This window comes from Streptomyces sp. NPDC017936 (assembly GCF_044328485.1).
Lineage (GTDB): Bacteria > Actinomycetota > Actinomycetes > Streptomycetales > Streptomycetaceae > Streptomyces.
Genome location: NZ_JBIRHK010000001.1, coordinates 712,661 through 726,763, shown reverse-complemented (window position 1 = coordinate 726,763; position 14,103 = coordinate 712,661). Strand labels below are relative to the sequence as shown.

Sequence of the window (14,103 nt, the reverse complement as noted above, 5' to 3'; positions counted from 1 at the left end):
GGGAGCGGCCCGGCGGTGGTCCTCACCGCCGGGCCGCCCCCGGTCGTGCCGGGTCCCGCCGTGCCGTTCTCCGTCGTGCCGTTCTCCGCCGTGCCGTTCCCCGGCGTGCCGGGCCGCGTCGTGCGGGACCGTGCCGGGCCCCGCCGTGTCAGGTCTCCGGGAAGTCGCCCGCCAGGGCGGAGGCGAGGCGCAGGTGCGGTCCCGCCTCCTCGTGCCGTCCCTGCCGCTCCAGGGTGCGGCCCAGCATCAGCCGGGCGTAGTGCTCCACCGGGTCGCGCTCCACGATGATCCGCAACTCGGCCTCGGCCCGGCGCAGTTGGGCCGAGTGGTAGTAGGCGCGGGCCAGCAGCAGCCGCGGTCCGGTCTGCTCCGGGACCTCCTCGACCAGCCCGGCCAGGACCCGTGCCGCGGCGGTGTAGTCGCGCGCGTCGAAGAACAGCCGCGCACGCTCCCACCGCTCGGCGGGCGTCCCGTGGCCGTAGTACGCGCTGTCGTACGTGGCCTCGTATGTCATGTCCACTCGTGACCTCCTTCGAGGCCGACAACCGGACCGGTTGATTTAATATTCCACTACTTGTTCAGGGCGGCCAGTTCGCCGTCGGCCCGTTCGGTGATCAGGCTCAGCACCCGCCCGGCGACGGCCAGGTCCTCCGTCGGTATGCCCGCGTAGATCCGGGCGGTGAAGGGCGCCGTCTCGCGGGTCGTCCTGTCGTACAGCTCCCGCCCGGCGTCGGTGATCCGCAGCCGCGACGTCCCGTCCGGGGCCAGCAGCCGCGCGGCGACCAGCTCGTCGATCACGCCGTGCGTCGCGGCCGGGTCGGTCTTGAGCGCGTCGACGGCGCCGGCGACGACCTCGTCGCGCTCGACCGGACCGTCGGCGACGGCGGCGAGCCGGAGGACGACGGACTGCTGGAAGTCGACGCCGTGCCGGGCCAGCACGGTCTCGAGGACCGCTCGGGCGGCGTAGTGGGCCAGGGCGACGACCCGGGGGTCGAGCAGGGGTGCGGTGGTGGTCATGGCTGCTCCGTCTCGTTCTCGCCGAAGGGGTCAAGAGGTGCGTCGAGCAGGGCCGCCAGTTCGCTCGTGAAGGTGCGCGCCCGCGGGCTGTCCGGGCCGCCCAGCGGCTCCAGGAGCTGCTCCAGCAGCCCCTGGACCACCGTGATCGCCCGCCGTGTGACGTCCCGGCCCCGTTCGGTCAGGGCCAGTTGGACGGCCCGGGGGTCGCGCGGATCGCGGGTGCGCTCGACCAGTCCCGCGGACTCCAGGGCCCGCGCGAGTTTCGAGACGTACAGCGGTTCGAGTCCCGTGTGGTCGGCGAGGCGCCGCTGGCTGGGGCGTTCGCCGCCGCGCTGCATGCCGTGCAGCGACGCCACCAGGGAGTACTGGGCGTGCGTGAGGCCCAGCGGCGCCACCGCCCGGTCCACCGCCACCCGCCACTTCGTCGACAGGCGCCACACCAGATAGCCGGGCGTGGGCCCGTGGGAACCCTTGCTCATGACGGATACGGTACATGGCTACCATGTCCATGGCTACTATTTCCTCGGCGGCGGGTCCGGGCGCCCGGGGAGCGGGTACGCGCGGCTCAGGGCCGTGGACCGGTCAGCGGACCCTTCCGCGGGCCTTCAGGGCCGTCGGCGGCAGCGCGGGAGCGGGCAGCCGGTCGCCGTCGTAGCCCTTCACCTCGCCGAAGCGGGTGCCCGTCATCCAGTCCTCGCGGGCCTGTTCGATCTCCGCGTGGTCGCGTCCGACGAAGTTCCACCACATGACGAGCTCCTCGGCGAAGGGTTCGCCGCCGAGCAGCATCAGCCCCGCGTCGGACTCGGCCCGCAGGGGCAGTTCGGTCCGGCCGCAGCCGAGGTAGAGCATCGAGCCCGGCAGCACGGGCACGCCGTCGACGTGGACCTCGCCGGACATCGCGAGCACGCCGTACTCGAAGTCGGGGACGAGCGGCAGCCGTACGTCGGCGCCGCGGGCGAGCGCGAGATCGGCGCCGACGATCGGGGTGTACGCCGTGCCGGGCGAGGTCGCGCCGTCGAGGTCGCCGAGGACGACGGTGGCGGTGAGGCCGGGGGCGGTGACCGTGGGCAGGGCGGTGTGGTGCTCGAAGCGGGGTTCGGTGTGCCGGTGGGCGTCCGGCAGGGCGACCCACAGCTGGGCGCCGTGCAGGAAGCGGGCGTGCGTCCTCGGGCTCTCCTCCGAGTGGCTGATGGCGCGCCCCGACGTCATCAGGCCCAGCTCGCGCGGGCGGATCGTCGCCAGGCCGCCCGTGGAGTCGCGGTGCAGCACCTCGCCCTCGTGCAGCCAGCTGACGGTCTGCAGGCCCATGTGGGGGTGCGGCGGCACCTGCATGCCGGGTTCGTCGGCGATGTCGTCGGGGCCGTAGTGGTCGACGAAGGCCCACGCGCCGATCATGCGCCGGCCGAGGTTCGGCAGCAGCCGGCGCACCTCGGTCGACTCCCCGAGCGGCACGTGCCGGGGGCTCAGCAGCTCGCGGACGGGCTCGGCGACGACGAAGCCACGGCCACCGCACGCGCCGGGCACGGGAGCGCGGTCAAGGTTGCTCATGGCGGACAACCTAGCGCTTCACCGGCCGGTCAGGGCGGCGGCCAGCTCCCGGCTGGCCCGGACGATCTCCCGGTCCGGTTCGTCGAGCAGGTGGCGCAGGACGCCGCTCTGGGCGCGGACGGCGTGGCGGGCGTCGCGCTCCCACTCCACGTAGTTGTCGCGGCGCAGCAGCTTCGGGTAGGCGGCGGCCGTGGTCTCCCACTGGCGGGTGGCGGCGATGCTCTTCAGCAGGTGCAGGATCTCGACCCGGCAGGTGACCTGCGGCATGCGGACGAGTTCCCAGAGGAAGGGCACCGTGGCCGCCGTCGCCTGGCCGACGACGAAGCCGTACTGGCAGATGCGCCGGCGCAGCTGTCCGAGCGCGGGGCCGGCGGTGTCGGCGTCGCCCCGGGCGACGGTGGCCAGCAGCGAGGGGATGGCGGCGGCGCAGCCGGTCGAGTCCTTGATCTCGGGCCACGGCACGTGGTCCAGGTCCTCGAGCGGTGCGGGTCTCTTGGTGGCGGTCATGGTCAGAGGTGGGGACGGGTCGGGAGCATGGCCCAGACGGTCTTGCCCAGGGGGGAGCGGAGGGTCCAGCCCCAGTGCTCCGCGAGGGCGTCGACGATGCGCAGTCCGCGGCCGTGCTCCAGTAACGGGTCGGTGGCGTGCGGGTGGACGGGCGGCTCGTCGCTCGGGTCGGTGACGGCGCACATCAGGTGGGAGCGGCGCAGGGTGAGTCTGAGCCGTGGTCCGGCACCGGCGGTGGGCGGCTCCGGCAGGGCGTGCAGGACGGCGTTCGAGGCGAGTTCGGTGACGACCGCGAGCGCGTCCTCGGTGCACCGGTCCAGGGACCAGTCGCCGAGGGTGCGGCGGGTGAAGTCCCGTGCCTCGGCGAAGCCCTCCCGGCTGCCGGTGAGCCGCAGCGCGGCCGTTCTGGACGAATCGCGGACGGACGCGGGACTCCGGAACTGCGCGGGTGCTGACACGGCATCTCCCTGAGGCGACGTCAGGACGGGGCGTCGGAAGTGCGGTTGACGACACGGCTATTATCCACGCTGACGATGCCCTCGTGCAATTTCACGGGAAATTGCGCGTACGAGCGAGGAGAGTGCCATGTCGTCGGTGCCGAACGGAGTGCGGGCGAGCGCGCTGGGCGTCCGCTGGACGAAGAGCAGTCACAGCAACGCCGAGGGCAACTGCGTCGAGTTGGCCGTTCTGGAGGGCGGGGGCGTCGCGATGCGCAACTCCCGTGATCCCGACGGCCCGGCCCTGGTGTACACGCCGGCCGAGGTGGCCGCGTTCCTCGCCGGGGCGAAGGGCGGGGAGTTCGACCACCTGCTGTGACGGTGTGCGGGCGGGCCAATTCCCTTGCTGCGTGCGGCTGGAGGCCCTCGAATGCGATAATGCGGTCTGTCGCCTGCCGGTCAATGGGGAGTCAGCATGTCTGCCGAGTCGTCTCGCGTCTCCCGCCTCGAACCGTATCTGAACCGGGCCGAACCCGCCCCGACCTTGCTGAAAATGCTGGTCGGTGTCCAGCTGGCGGGCATCCGGGAGGACGCGGGCTTCGCTCAGGAGCAGGCCGCGCGGGCCCTCGGGTTCAGCCCGGCGAAGCTGTCGCGGATCGAGACGGGCAAGGGACGCCGGCCGCCCTCCGAGGCGGACGTCCGCGCGCTCCTGGGGCTGTACGGCACCGGCGAGCACGAGGCGTCCGTGCTGCTGCACCTGCTGCGGCGCGCGGGGGAGCCCGGCTGGTGGCAGCGGTACGACAAGCGGCTGATGCCCGAGTGGTTCGACCGGCTGGTGGGGCTGCAGGAGGCGGCCACGGCGATCCGTACCTTCGAGATCCAGTACGTGCCGGGCCTGTTGCAGATCCCCTCGTACACCCGCGCCGTGGTGGAGCGCGGGCTGCCGACGGCGTCGTCCCGGGAGGTGGAGCGCCGGGTCGAGCTGCGGACGCGGCGCTGTGAACTGCTCCGGCGGCCCGACGCGCCGCAGCTGTGGGCCGTCGTCGACGAGTCGGTGCTGCTGCGCGTCCTGGGCGGCCGCGAGGTGATGCGCGAGCAGCTCCACCACCTCGTGGAGATGGCCCGGCTGCCGCATGTCACCCTCCAGGTCGTGCCGTTGGACGTGACGCACGCGTCGGCGCCGGCCATCCCCGTGACCTACCTGCGGTTCGCCGGCTCCGACCTGCCCGACGTCGTCTACCTCGAGCAGATCAGGAGCGCCACCTTCCTGGAGGACCGGGAGGAGACGGAGGAGTACCGGGTCTCCCTGGACCGGCTGGCCGACGAAGCCCTCCAGCCGCGGGAGTCCGTGGCGCTGATCGAGGAGACCATCCGGCAGCGCTACTCCTGACGGATCCGGCGGCGCCACCGCCGGCAGGTCCGGCGGCGCCGTTTCCGGCGGGTCCGCCGGGCCCGCTCCCCGCGGTCATCCGAGGCGGCCCACGCCGCCGAACTCGATCCACTCCTGCGTGAGCTGGCGGGGCGCGACCTCGGTGTCGGGGCGCCAGGTGGAGACCTCGACCAGCCCGGGGTCGAGGATCTCCAGCCCCTCGAACCACGCGGCGACGTCCTGCTGTTCCCGCACCCGGCCCCAGTGACCCTGGGTGGCCTTGTCCATGAAGTCGGTGACGAACGTCCGGACCGCGGGGTCCTCGCTGACGAGCTGGCACATCACCAGGAAGCTGCCCGGCGCCAGGCGTTCGGCGACCCGGTGGACCACGGCGGACGGCCCGTCGGTCGGGCTGTCGGGAATGCAGTGGAAGACCGAGTTGAACAGCACCGCCACCGGTTGCGAGAAGTCGATCAGCCGCTCGGTCTCGGGGTGGGTGAATATCGCCTCGGTCTCGCGCAGGTCGGCGTGGATGACGGTGGTGCGCTCGTCCTGTTCCAGCAGGGCGCGGCCGTGCACGAGGACCATCGGGTCGTTGTCGACGTAGACGACGTGCGCCGTCGGGTCGACGCGCTGGGCGACCTGGTGGACGTTGTCCTGGGTGGGCAGGCCGGAGCCGTGGTCGAGGAACTGCCGGACGCCGTGCTCCTGCGCCAGGGTCCGCACGACCCGCCGGAGGAAGCGCCGGTTGTTCAGGGCGAGGGCGCGGGTGCTGGGGACGACCTTCTCGAGTTCCTCGCAGGCGGCCCGGTCGGCCGCGTAGTTGTCCTTGCCGCCCAGATAGTGGTCGTACATGCGTGCGGCCGTCGGGACCGAGGCGTCGATCTTCGTGGACAGCGGCTTCCCCTGCATGTCTTCCCCCAGCTCTCGGCCGTGACCCGCACCGGCGCGGTCGGCAACCCATCCTAGGGAAGCGGCACTTGGCCGTGCCACCCCTTGATCGAGGGTCCCCTGAAGGGGGCACGGCGCGCGGCGGGCGCGGTGTCGCGATCCGCGGTGGGGCACGGTGCGCGGAACGGTCGTCCGGACCGCTGGTCCAAGGTCCGGACCCGTGGTCTCATCGCTCCATGGGCTCCAGGAACTCCCGGGAGGCCGGGCGGGACGCGGGTCCTGCGTGCGCCGCTCCCGTCGTCGCCGCGCGCCGCGCCGGCGAGCGGGCCGCCGCCCGCCCCGGCATCCCGGTCCTCCGCCCGCCCCTGCCCGTCCCGGGCCCGGGCGGCGGGCCCGTCCGGCACCGCCGGCCACCACGACACCCCCGAGGGAGCACACCCGTGACGACCGCACCCCCGCCGATCACCCCCGACGACGTCCGTGACGCGGCCGCCCGCCTCCGGGGCGTCGCCCACCGCACCCCCGTGCTCCGCTCCCGCACCCTCGACGCGCTGGCCGGCGCCGAAACCCTGCTCAAGTGCGAGAACTTCCAGCGCGTGGGCGCCTTCAAGTTCCGCGGCGCCTACAACGCGGCCTCCCGGCTCCCGCCGGAGCGGCTCGCCCGGGGCGTCGCCGCCTACTCCTCCGGCAACCACGCCCAGGCCGTCGCCCTCGCCGCCCGGGAACTGGGCACCACCGCGGTGATCGTGATGCCGCAGGACGCGCCGCGCTCCAAGCGGGAGGCGGCCGAGGCGTACGGCGCCGAGATCGTGACGTACGACCGCTACACGGGTGACCGGGTGGCGATCGCCGAGGCACTGGCCGCCGAGCGCGGGCTGACCCTCGTCCCGCCCTACGAGCATCCGCACGTCATGGCCGGTCAGGGCACCGCCGCGCTGGAACTCCTGGAGGACGCGGGAGAGCTGGACGCGCTGCTCGTCCCGGTGGGCGGAGGAGGACTGATCGCCGGCAGCGCCACGGTGGCCAAGGGGGTGCGGCCGGGCATCCGGATCGTCGGCGTGGAGCCGGAGGCCGGGGACGACACCAAGCGGTCCCTGGAAGCGGGCCGGCGGATCGAGATCCCGGTGCCGCGCACCATCGCCGACGGCCAGGCCCTGCACACCCCCGGCGAACTGACCTTCTCGGTCAACCGGCGGCTCGTCGACGGCATCGTCCTGGTGTCCGACGACGAGATCCGCGCGGCGATGCGGTTCGCCTTCGAGCGGCTGAAGATCGTCGTGGAGCCGAGCGGCGCCACTCCGCTGGCCGCCCTGCTCACGGGCCGGGCCGGTGCCGTGGGCCGTCGCGTCGGTGTGATCGTCTCCGGCGGCAACATCGACGCCGGGCGCTTCGCCGAGCTGTGCGGGGACGCCGCCTGACAGCCGTCCTCCACCTGACAGCCGTCCTCCGCATGGCGGCTCCCGGCGGACGGGCGGACGATGGAGGTGCGGGGTTCGCCCCTGCCGGTGACGCGTGTGCCGCCGGGGAGACGGGCCCCGGTGGCAGTGGAGTGCGGCCGGAAGGGAGGCGCGTCATGCTGGAGGTCAAGACGCTCGAAAAGCCGGACGAGCGCCGTGATTTTCCCCGCGGTCACCTCGAAGTCGTCCATCTGACGGGGTGCGACTTCGCCGTGGGGACCTTCGAACCGGGCTGGCGCTGGTCCGAGTCCGTGGGTCCCGTCGCGGGAACGGACAGCTGCCGGATGAACCACAACGGCTACATCGTCCAGGGCCGTCTGCACATCCGCATGGACGACGGCGGCGAGCAGGAACTCGGGCCCGGTGACGTCTTCGTGTGCTCGGCCGGACACGACGCGTGGGTCGTGGGGGACGAGCAGTGCATCGCGTACGACTTCGAGGGCCAGACGGCCAAGGAGTACGCGAAGTCCGACTGAGGCCGGGGCCGGTTCGCTCACACGGGGAGCAGCCGCCCGATCAGGGCGCCGAGCTGGCGGGCGTTGCGGCACTCGTGCATCGCCACCAGCCCGGCGTACTCCGGGGCGGCCGAGTCGCCCGTCCCCCACAGCGCGCGCGGCTCCGGGTTCAGCCAGTACGCGCGGCGGGCCCGTCCGACGATCTCCCGCACCGCCGGGAGGTTGGGGTCGCTCATGTTCGTCCGCGCGTCCCCCAGCACGAACACCGTCGTGCGCGGGCCGACCGCCGCGCCGTACCGCTGCGCGAACTCGCCCAGCGCGACCCCGTAGTCACTGCTGCCGTGGTATCCGGTCACGCTCGCCTCCGCCCGGATGAGGGAACCCAGGCCCCGCGGATCGGCGCCGCCGTGCCTCAGCAGCCCGGTCACCTCGTCCACGCGGTTGACGAAGGCGAAGGCGCGCACCTTGCTGAACTGGTCGTGCAGCGCCTGCACCAGCAGCATCGTGAAGTCGGAGAAACCCGCCACCGAGCCCGACACGTCGCACAGCAGCACCAGCTCGGGACGGGCCGGACGCCGCCGGCGCAGCACCGGCCGCATCGGCACCCCGCCCGTGGACAGCGAACCGCGCAGGGTGCGGCGCAGGTCGATCGTGCCGCGCGCGGCCCGGCGCCGGCGCGCGGCCAGCCGGGTGGCCAGCTTGCGGGCCAACGGCTGGACCGTGCGCCGCAGTTCGGCCAGCCGGTCCTGGCCCGCGTACAGGAAGTCGACCCGGTCGGCGGTCGGCGCCACCGCGCGCCGGGCGATCTCGTCCCGTCCCCGCCGCTCGGCCACCCGGCGCCGCGCCTCGGTCGCGACCAGCGCCCGGAAGGTCTCGATGCGCCGCCGGATCTCGTCCTCCAGCAGCCGGCCGGCGAACCCGTCCCCGCCGCCCCGGGCCCGGACGTCGTCCCGCACCCGCGCCAGCAGCGTCTGCGGCCGCAGCCGTTCGAGGGCCTGGTACGACGACCAGCCGTCCGTCCCCGGCGAACTCCCGTACCCGCCGTACCCGTCGACCGCCTCGACGGCCAGCCGGGCCAGCAGTGCCCGGTCGTCGTCGGCCAGGGCCCGGGCCAGCCGGTCGCGCAGTCCGTCCCGGTCGCCGGGGTCCTGTCGGGGCGCGCCGACGCCGTGCGGGAAGTACAGGTCGAAGACGGTGTCGAACAGCCGCCGCTGGTCGTGGGTGTGCAGCAGGGTGGCGGCCAGCCCCTCGCGCAGCAGCGCGCGGTCCGCGAACCCCAGCACCGCCGCCGCCCCGGCCGCGTCCACCGTCTCGCCGGTGCCGATCCGCACCCCGTGGGCGCGGAGCGCGGCGACCAGGCCGACCAGCCGGTCGGCGGCACCGGCGCTCACACGGCGTCCAGGTCGAGCTTCGCGGCCGCCTTCAGCACGTCGTCCTGGTGCTTGAGGAGCACCCCCAGCGTGTCCTGGACGACGTTCTCGTCGAGGGTGCGGGCGCCGAGGGCGAGCAGGGTGCGGGCCCAGTCGACGGTCTCGGCGACGGAGGGCGCCTTGCGCAGGTCCATCGCGCGCAGCGCGCCGACCACCCGGACCACGGACTCCGCGAGCGCCGCGTCGATGTCCGGCACCTTCAGCCGGACGATCCGCCGCTCCAGCTCCTCCTCCGGGAAACCGATGTGGAGGAACAGGCAGCGGCGGCGCAGGGCCTCCGACAGCTCCCGCCCGGCGTTGGACGTCAGCACGACGAACGGGCGGCGGGTCGCGGTGACGGTGCCCAGTTCCGGGACGGTCACCTGGAAGTCGCTGAGCACTTCGAGGAGCAGCCCCTCCATCTCGACGTCGGCCTTGTCGGTCTCGTCGATCAGCAGCACCGTCGGCTCGTCGCCGCGGATCGCGGTCAGCAGCGGGCGCGGGAGCAGGAACTCCTCGCTGAAGACGTCCGTGCGGGTCTCGTCCCAGGTCTCGTCGCGGCCCGCGCTGATGCGCAGCAACTGCTTGGCGTGGTTCCACTCGTACAGCGCCCGGGACTCGTCGACGCCCTCGTAGCACTGCAGGCGCACCAGCCGGGCCCCCGCCACCGCGGCGACGGCCTTGGCGAGCTCGGTCTTGCCGACCCCGGCGGGACCCTCCACCAGGAGCGGCTTGCCGAGCCGGTCGGCGAGGAACACGGTCGTGGCGACGGCGGGGGAGGCGAGGTAGCCGGTCCCGGCGAGACGGGCGGCGACGTCGTCGACGGACGTGAACAACGGGGCCTCCGGGGGAGCGGGGCCGGCGCGGACGCAGGCCGGGCGGGCGGGGACGTGCGGCGGGCGCGTCACCGGAGACTATCTAAGCGCTTGTTCACCCTCGCTGTCATCAGGGTCGCCGGGCGCTGTCAGCGCCTCCCCGTACGCTCCGGTCATGGGTGTGTACGTGGTGAGCATCGACGAGCGGGAGTGGTTCGGCCGGGGCGAGGGCGGCCACGGGGAGACCGCCTCCGCCCTCGACGAGGAGCTGGTGCGGCGAGGGCGGCCGCCGTACCGGCCGGGACCCGGCGCGGCCGGCCCCGGCTGGTTCGAGGAGAAGGCCGGCCCCCCGATGGAGGGGTTCGCGGCGCTGTGCGAGGCGCGGCTGACCGAGACCGAGCGGGAGACGCTCCTGGGCTGGACCCTCCTCGTCCCCCTCTCGCTGGAGGAGCCGATCCGCCTGCCCCTCGGCTCGGCCTACTGGGACGAGACCGTCGTCGCCGGCGCCCCGCAGGTCCTCGCCCTCGCCGAGCGGCTGGCCCGCCTCCTCGCCCTGCCCCTGGACGCGATACCGGCGACCGGCGGCAACCTCGAACTGAGCCTGTGGTTCATGGAGGACGGGGCCCGCGGGACCGCCGAGGCCCGGCCGGGACCGTGGAGCGACGACCTGGACGCGGCCTTCTACACGGCCGTGCACCTGCGCGCCGCCCGGTACGCGCTGCGCCACGGCTGCCCGATCGGCTACTGCTGACGGCCACGACCAGGGGAGGGGCGCCCTAGCGGAAGACGGCCGCGTGCCGCCGCGCCCACTCCTCGAAGCCGCGCGGCGCCCGGCCCAGCACCCGCTCCACGTCCGGGCTGACGCGCCGCTCGTCGGGTGTCGGCTCGCCGAGGATGGCCAGGGTGGTCTCCACGACGGGTGCGGGCAGGAAGGCCAGCATCTGCTCGCGGGCCTCCTCGCGGGTCTGCTCGACGAAGCGGACCGGCTCGCCGAGCGCGGCGCCGATCGCCGCGGCCCGCTCCCGGGGCGTCGTCGGGACCGGCCCGGTCAGCACGTAGGCGCGGCCGGCGTGACCGTCCTCGCGCAGGGCGACGGCGGCGACCTCGGCGATGTCGGCCGGGTCGACGGTGGGCAGGCCCACGTCGCCGAAGGGCGCCGCGACGGTGCGGTGGGCGCGGACCGCCTCCGCCCAGGCGAGGGCGTTGGAGTGGAAACCCCCCGGCCGCAGGATCGTCCACCGCGGGGCCGCCTCCCGGACGGCGTCCTCGAGGGCGCCCGCCACGCCCCCGTGCGACGCCGAATCCGGCCGGGTGACGACCCCCTGGGAGGACAGCAGCACCACCCGGCCGACCCCGCCCGCCTCGGCCGCGTCCAGCAGGTCGCCCGGGGCGAGCCGGTGCGCGCCGGCGCCGCCGTTCTGCAGGAACAGCGCGTCGGCGCCGTCGAGGAGGGGCCGCAGGCTCTTCGCGTCGGTGAGGTCGGCGCGCACCGCGCGCACACCGTCCGGGACGTCCGCGTCCGTGATCGAGCGGGAGGTGGCGGTCACCCGCTCCCCGGCCGCCGCGAGGACGCGCACGAGCGCACGGCCGACGTTCCCGGTCGCCCCTGTCACCACGATCATGAATAACTCCCTGTTCGGAACGGGTTGTTGACGTTGCACGGGACGCTAACACCGTCGATATAGTAGGTACCCAGAGGAAAGTGACTTCCCGGAAGGGGTGCACATGACCGGCGACACCCGCGATCCCGAACGCGCCTGTCCCATCTCGCCCGTCGTGGACATCGTGTTCAGCCGCTGGACCACGCCGATCCTGTGGACGCTCCACGCCCGCGGCCGCCTGCGCTTCGTCGAGCTGGAGCGCGAGATCGCCGCCATCACCCCGAAGGTGCTGACCCAGCGGCTGCGCCAGCTGGAACGCGACGGTCTGGTCGTGCGCACCTACCACCCGGAGGTGCCCCCGCGCGTCGAGTACGAGATCAGCGAACTCGGCCTCAGCCTCGCCCCGCTCTTCGCCCACCTGGCCGAGTGGGCCACCGACCACCTGCCCCAGGTGGAGAAGGCCCGGGAGGGCTACGACACGAGGACGTGACCCCGTCTTACGGCGAGGCGTGCCGGGTACTCGGTGGCCCGAGCGGTGGAGAGGACACCGCCGGAGCCGGAAGGAGGACACGCCGTGACGCAGCACGTACGGGACATCATGACCGCCACTCCCGTGACCGTGGAACCCCAGGCCTCGGTGCAGGACGTGGCCAAGATCATGCGGGACGAGGACATCGGTGCCGTCCTGGTCACCGACGACGAACGGCTGCGCGGCCTGGTCAGCGACCGGGACCTCGTGGTGCGCACCCTCGCCGAGGGCGAGGACCCCGAGCGGACCACGGTCGCCGGCGCCTGCAGCGACGACCTGGTCACCGTGGGCCCGGACGACGAGCTGGACCTCGTGATACGGGTGATGCGCGAGCACGCCGTCCGCCGCGTGCCCGTCGTCGAGGAGGGCCGCCCGGTCGGCATCGTCTCCCTCGGCGACCTGGCGATCGAACGCGACCCGGATTCCGCGCTCGGCGACATCAGCGCCGCCAAGGGCAACCAGTAGGCCCGCGCCCCGGACCGGCCCGTCGTGTGACCGGGCCGGTCACGGGCACCCGGACCCCATGGACGAACAGGCGGACATCCACGGGTCGTACTGGCTGGACACCGCACCCCCCGGTGATCCGGCGCCCCCCTTGGAGGGGCCCCTCACGGTCGACGTCGCCGTCGTCGGCGCCGGCGTCGCCGGGCTCAGCACGGCCTGGGAGCTGGCCCGGCGCGGCCGTTCGGTGGCCGTGCTGGAGGCCCACCGGATCGCCGCCGGCGTCACCGGCCACACGACGGCCAAGCTGAGCGCCCAGCACACCCTCGTCTACGACCGGCTGCGGCGCACCCGCGGCCGGGAGGCGGCCCGGCTGTACGCCCGCTCTCAGACGGACGCCATCCGCCACGCCGCCCAGACCGCCGTGGAACTGGGCGTCGACTGCGAGTGGGAGGACACCGACGCCTACACCTACGCCGAGGACCCGGCCCGCACCGACGAGCTGAAGACCGAGGCGGAGGCCGCCCGCGAGGCGGGTCTGCCCGCCGAGTACGTGACCGGGACCGACCTGCCGTTCCCCGTCGCGGGCGCGGTCCGGGTCACCGGCCAGGCCCAGTTCCACCCCCGCAAGTACCTGCTGGCCGTGGCCGACGACATCCGCCGGCTCGGCGGCACGATCCACGAGCACAGCCGCGTCACCGGCCTCGACGAGGGCGAGCCCTGCGAGCTGACCGTCGAGTCCCCGGCGTCCACCACGAAGGTGACCGCCCGCAGCGTCGTCGTCGCCACGCACTACCCCGTCTTCGACCGCGCCCTGCTCTTCACCCGCCTCTCCCCGCGCCGCGAACTGGTGCTCACCGCGCCCCTCGACGCGGACCGGGCCCCCCGCGGCATGTACATCACCCAGGAGCAGAACACGCGCTCGGTGCGCACGGCCCCGCTCCCGGACGGCCGCCGCCTGCTCATCGTGACCGGCGAGCACTTCACCCCGGGCACCGGCGGCGACGTCGAGGAACGCTTCGAGCGGCTCGCCGCCTGGGCGACCGACCGCTTCGGCGACCTCTCCTTCAGCCACCGCTGGGCCACCCAGGACAACGACTCCACCGACTCCGTGCCGCTCGTCGGCCCCCTCCACCCCGGCAGCAGGCACGCGTACGTGGCCACCGGCTTCGGCGGCTGGGGGATGAGCACCGGCATCATGGCGGGCCGCCTGCTCAGCGAGCGGATCACCGGCCGCGACTGCGCGTGGAGCGACCTGTACGACCCGCGCCGCATCGCGTCCGTCGTCCGCGAGGGCGCCGCCTTCCTCAAGCAGCAGGCCGACGCGGCCCGCCACTTCGTCGGCGACCGCCTGCCGTCGGCGACCGGCCCGTCGGTGGACGAGATCGCCCCCGGCGACGGCGCGGTCGTCCACGTCTCCGGGGAGCGCCGCGCCGTCCACCGCGACGAGTCCGGACAGCTCCACGCCGTGTCGGCGCGCTGCACCCACCTGGGGTGCCTGGTCGCCTTCAACCGCGCGGAGCGGGCCTGGGAGTGCCCGTGCCACGGCTCCCGCTTCGACGTGCAGGGCAAGGTCATCCAGGGCCCGGCCCAACAGCCGCTGGAGCGCAAGGAGTTGTGACGCGGT

At 74.0% G+C, this 14,103-nt stretch carries 18 protein-coding genes; 8 read left to right on the top strand and 10 right to left on the bottom strand.

Going from position 1 to position 14,103, the window contains the following annotated elements; all coding sequences use genetic code 11:
* Positions 1–148: 148 nt before the first annotated feature.
* From ACH4F6_RS03010 to ACH4F6_RS02985, 6 genes are all read right to left on the bottom strand, one after another.
* On the bottom strand, positions 149–514 hold the full coding sequence (locus ACH4F6_RS03010; RefSeq protein WP_397958213.1) for a tetratricopeptide repeat protein: 366 nt from the start codon (positions 512–514) through the stop codon (positions 149–151).
* A 56-nt stretch (positions 515–570) separates the two neighbouring features.
* The gene (locus tag ACH4F6_RS03005; RefSeq protein ID WP_397958076.1) at positions 571–1,017 is read right to left on the bottom strand and encodes a MarR family transcriptional regulator; all 447 of its coding nucleotides are present in this window, start codon (positions 1,015–1,017) and stop codon (positions 571–573) included.
* Positions 1,014–1,496 (bottom strand): MarR family winged helix-turn-helix transcriptional regulator, encoded by a 483-nt coding sequence (locus tag ACH4F6_RS03000; protein ID WP_397958075.1) that lies wholly within the window; start codon positions 1,494–1,496, stop codon positions 1,014–1,016. The genes ACH4F6_RS03005 and ACH4F6_RS03000 overlap by 4 nt, the downstream gene beginning before the upstream one ends.
* A gap of 103 nt (positions 1,497–1,599) precedes the next feature.
* Positions 1,600–2,565, bottom strand: a complete 966-nt coding sequence (locus ACH4F6_RS02995; protein WP_397958074.1) for a pirin family protein — start codon at positions 2,563–2,565, stop codon at positions 1,600–1,602.
* Positions 2,566–2,583: 18 nt separating this feature from the next.
* The gene (locus ACH4F6_RS02990; RefSeq protein WP_397958073.1) at positions 2,584–3,072 is read right to left on the bottom strand and encodes a hypothetical protein; all 489 of its coding nucleotides are present in this window, start codon (positions 3,070–3,072) and stop codon (positions 2,584–2,586) included.
* Positions 3,073–3,074: 2 nt separating this feature from the next.
* Entirely contained in the window at positions 3,075–3,530 is a 456-nt protein-coding gene (locus tag ACH4F6_RS02985) for an ATP-binding protein (protein WP_397958072.1), read from the bottom strand.
* Positions 3,531–3,657: 127 nt separating this feature from the next.
* Here ACH4F6_RS02985 and ACH4F6_RS02980 point away from each other — a divergent pair, with 127 nt between their 5' ends.
* Positions 3,658–3,888: a DUF397 domain-containing protein gene (locus ACH4F6_RS02980; RefSeq protein ID WP_397958071.1), complete on the top strand. Its 231-nt coding sequence runs from the start codon at positions 3,658–3,660 to the stop codon at positions 3,886–3,888.
* A 96-nt stretch (positions 3,889–3,984) separates the two neighbouring features.
* Positions 3,985–4,899 carry a helix-turn-helix domain-containing protein gene (locus tag ACH4F6_RS02975; protein ID WP_397958070.1) on the top strand — a complete coding sequence of 305 codons (915 nt, stop codon included), beginning with the start codon at positions 3,985–3,987 and terminating at the stop codon, positions 4,897–4,899.
* Between the two features lie 75 nt (positions 4,900–4,974).
* On the opposite strand, the gene ACH4F6_RS02970 is transcribed toward ACH4F6_RS02975, so the two are convergent.
* Positions 4,975–5,790: an SAM-dependent methyltransferase gene (locus tag ACH4F6_RS02970; protein WP_397958069.1), complete on the bottom strand. Its 816-nt coding sequence runs from the start codon at positions 5,788–5,790 to the stop codon at positions 4,975–4,977.
* A 419-nt stretch (positions 5,791–6,209) separates the two neighbouring features.
* Between ACH4F6_RS02970 and ACH4F6_RS02965 the strand changes: the two genes are divergently transcribed.
* On the top strand, positions 6,210–7,187 hold the full coding sequence (locus ACH4F6_RS02965; protein ID WP_397958068.1) for a pyridoxal-phosphate dependent enzyme: 978 nt from the start codon (positions 6,210–6,212) through the stop codon (positions 7,185–7,187).
* Between the two features lie 155 nt (positions 7,188–7,342).
* On the top strand, positions 7,343–7,702 hold the full coding sequence (locus ACH4F6_RS02960) for a cupin domain-containing protein (RefSeq protein WP_397958067.1): 360 nt from the start codon (positions 7,343–7,345) through the stop codon (positions 7,700–7,702).
* Between the two features lie 17 nt (positions 7,703–7,719).
* Here the strand turns inward: ACH4F6_RS02960 and ACH4F6_RS02955 are convergent, their stop codons facing one another.
* Both ACH4F6_RS02955 and ACH4F6_RS02950 read right to left on the bottom strand, forming a co-directional pair.
* Positions 7,720–9,072, bottom strand: a complete 1,353-nt coding sequence (locus ACH4F6_RS02955) for a VWA domain-containing protein (RefSeq protein ID WP_397958066.1) — start codon at positions 9,070–9,072, stop codon at positions 7,720–7,722.
* A complete protein-coding gene (locus ACH4F6_RS02950; RefSeq protein WP_397958212.1) occupies positions 9,069–9,926 on the bottom strand; it encodes an AAA family ATPase in 858 nt (285 codons plus the stop codon). Before ACH4F6_RS02950 ends, ACH4F6_RS02955 begins: the two co-directional genes overlap by 4 nt.
* Before the next feature lie 154 nt (positions 9,927–10,080).
* On the opposite strand from ACH4F6_RS02950, the gene ACH4F6_RS02945 reads away from it, so the two are divergent.
* Complete coding sequence (locus tag ACH4F6_RS02945) at positions 10,081–10,656, top strand: hypothetical protein (protein WP_397958065.1); 576 nt, start codon at positions 10,081–10,083, stop codon at positions 10,654–10,656.
* A 25-nt stretch (positions 10,657–10,681) separates the two neighbouring features.
* Here ACH4F6_RS02945 and ACH4F6_RS02940 read toward each other — a convergent pair whose 3' ends face one another.
* Entirely contained in the window at positions 10,682–11,527 is an 846-nt protein-coding gene (locus ACH4F6_RS02940; RefSeq protein WP_397958064.1) for an NAD(P)H-binding protein, read from the bottom strand.
* Between the two features lie 103 nt (positions 11,528–11,630).
* On the opposite strand from ACH4F6_RS02940, the gene ACH4F6_RS02935 reads away from it, so the two are divergent.
* The 3 genes from ACH4F6_RS02935 (at position 11,631) to ACH4F6_RS02925 (ending at position 14,097) form a co-directional block, all read left to right on the top strand.
* A complete protein-coding gene (locus tag ACH4F6_RS02935; RefSeq protein WP_397958063.1) occupies positions 11,631–11,996 on the top strand; it encodes a winged helix-turn-helix transcriptional regulator in 366 nt (121 codons plus the stop codon).
* An 84-nt stretch (positions 11,997–12,080) separates the two neighbouring features.
* Complete coding sequence (locus ACH4F6_RS02930; protein ID WP_397958062.1) at positions 12,081–12,500, top strand: CBS domain-containing protein; 420 nt, start codon at positions 12,081–12,083, stop codon at positions 12,498–12,500.
* Between the two features lie 58 nt (positions 12,501–12,558).
* Positions 12,559–14,097, top strand: coding sequence for an FAD-dependent oxidoreductase (locus ACH4F6_RS02925; RefSeq protein ID WP_397958061.1), 1,539 nt, complete (start codon positions 12,559–12,561; stop codon positions 14,095–14,097).
* Positions 14,098–14,103: the final 6 nt, after the last annotated feature.